The organism is Bradyrhizobium sp. UNPA324, from assembly GCF_006658635.1.
Taxonomy (GTDB): Bacteria; Pseudomonadota; Alphaproteobacteria; order Rhizobiales; family Xanthobacteraceae; genus Bradyrhizobium; species Bradyrhizobium nanningense.
This window is the reverse complement of the sequence record NZ_LFJD01000001.1, coordinates 1-2,579: the sequence shown is the minus strand read 5'-3', so window position 1 is coordinate 2,579 and position 2,579 is coordinate 1. Positions and strand designations below refer to the sequence as shown.

Here is a 2,579-nt window from a genome sequence, read left to right as displayed (position 1 = left end):
TTCATGGATGATCTGTTGCGGGAGTTTCTGACGGAGACCAGCGAGAGCCTGGACACCGTGGACAATCAATTGGTGAAGTTCGAGCAGGAGCCGAACAACGCCAAGATCCTGGATAACATCTTCCGCCTGGTCCACACCATCAAGGGCACGTGCGGCTTCCTCGGCCTGCCCAGGCTTGAAGCGCTGGCGCATGCCGGCGAGACGCTGATGGGCAAATTCCGTGACGGCATGCCGGTGACGGCCGAAGCGGTGACGGTGATCCTGTCCTCGATCGACCGCATCAAGGAGATTCTGGCCGGCCTGGAAGCGACCGAGGCCGAGCCCGAGGGCACCGACCGCGACCTCATCGACAAGCTGGAAGCGATGGTCGAGCAGGGCATGGCGGCAATGTCAGCGTCGGCCTCGCCGATCGCGTCAGGCTCGGCGCAGCCGATGCCGGCGGCAGGTTCTGCTCCCGTTACTGACGCCCCGCCTCTGGCGCCGGAAGCCCCGGCTGCCGCACCCGCCAAGGAGATGACCTCGGGCTCGCTGATCGACCAGACCCTGGAGCGCCCGTTGCGTCCCGGCGAAGTCTCGCTCGACGAGCTCGAGCGTGCCTTCCGCGAGACCGCGATCGAAGCGCCGGTGCCTGCGCCCGTTGCCAAGGTTGAGGCTGTACCCGCGCCGGCCGCCGAAGCCCCTGTTGCGAAGGAAGCCGCAAAACCCGCCGCCAAGGAGAAGGTCGCGCCGAAGAAGTCGATGGCCGACGAGGTGGCGAGCGAGGGCGACCGCGTCGCCAACCAGTCGATCCGCGTCAACGTGGATACGCTGGAGCATCTGATGACCATGGTCTCCGAGCTGGTCCTGACCCGCAACCAGCTGCTGGAGATCTCCCGCCGCAACGAGGACACCGAGTTCAAGGTGCCGTTGCAGCGCCTGTCCAACGTCACCGCCGAGCTGCAGGAAGGCGTCATGAAGACGCGCATGCAGCCGATCGGCAATGCCTGGCAGAAGCTGCCCCGCATCGTCCGCGACCTCTCGAGCGAACTCGGCAAGCAGATCGAGCTGGAGATGCACGGCGCCGACACCGAGCTCGACCGCCAGGTGCTCGATCTGATCAAGGATCCGCTCACCCACATGGTGCGCAACTCCGCCGATCATGGCCTTGAGACCCCCGCCGAGCGTCTCGCGAGCGGCAAGGGCGAGCAGGGCACCATCCGCCTGTCCGCCTATCACGAGGGCGGCCACATCATCATCTGCATCGCCGACAACGGCAGAGGCCTCAACACCGAGAAGATCAAGGCCAAGGCGATCTCGTCCGGCCTCGTCACCGAGGCCGAGCTCGAGAAGATGAGCGAAGCCCAGATCCACAAGTTCATCTTCGCGCCGGGCTTCTCGACCGCGGCCGCCATCACCTCGGTCTCCGGCCGCGGCGTCGGCATGGACGTGGTGCGCACCAATATCGATCAGATCGGCGGCACCATCGACATCAAGTCGGTGGCCGGCGAAGGATCTTCGGTCACCATCAAGATCCCGCTGACGCTGGCCATCGTCTCCGCGCTGATCGTGGAAGCTGCCGGCGACCGCTTCGCGATCCCGCAGCTCTCGGTGGTCGAGCTGGTGCGGGCCCGCGCCAATTCCGAGCACCGCATCGAGCGCATCAAGGATACCGCGGTGCTCAGGCTGCGCAACAAGCTGCTGCCGCTGATCCATCTGAAGAAGCTCTTGAAGATCGACGACGGCGCGGCCAGCGATCCCGAGAACGGCTTCATCGTGGTCACGCAAGTGGGCAGCCAGACCTTCGGCATCGTCGTCGACGGCGTGTTCCACACCGAAGAAATCGTGGTCAAGCCGATGTCGACCAAGCTGCGTCACATCGACATGTTCTCCGGCAACACCATTTTGGGCGATGGCGCCGTCATCATGATCATCGACCCCAACGGCATTGCCAAGGCGCTCGGCGCCGCCGGCTCCTCGGCCCATGACATGGGCGACGAGAACGGCGCCCATCACATCGGCTCGGGCGAGCAGACCACCTCGCTGCTGGTGTTCCGCGCCGGCTCGTCGCAGCCCAAGGCGGTCCCGCTCGGGCTCGTCACGCGCCTCGAAGAGCTGCCGGCCGACAAGATCGAGTTCAGTAACGGCCGCTACATGGTGCAATACCGCGAGCAGCTGATGCCGCTGGTGGCCATGGAAGGCGTCACCATCGCCAGCCAAGGCGCCCAGCCGATCCTGGTGTTCGCCGACGACGGCCGCTCCATGGGCCTCGTCGTCGACGAGATCATCGACATCGTCGAGGAACGGCTCAACATCGAGGTCGGCGGCTCCTCCTCCGGCATTCTCGGCTCGGCCGTGATCAAGGGCCAGGCCACCGAGGTGATCGACGTCGGCCACTTCCTGCCGATGGCGTTCGCCGACTGGTTCACCCGCAAGGAGATGAAGCCGTCGCTGCACTCGCAGTCGGTGCTGCTGGTCGACGATAGCGCGTTCTTCCGCAACATGCTGGCGCCCGTGCTCAAGGCCGCCGGCTACCGCGTCCGCACCGCGCCGACCGCGCAGGAGGGCCTCGCCGCGCTGCGCGCCCAAACCTTCGACGTGGT

The 2,579-nt window shown here is 65.8% G+C and carries 1 protein-coding gene; it reads left to right on the top strand.

Annotated features, from left to right (window positions below; genetic code table 11):
* Positions 1-3 precede the first annotated feature (3 nt).
* Positions 4-2,579: hybrid sensor histidine kinase/response regulator (locus tag UNPA324_RS00005; RefSeq protein ID WP_141932831.1), on the top strand; the 2,576-nt coding region annotated here is incomplete at its 3' end.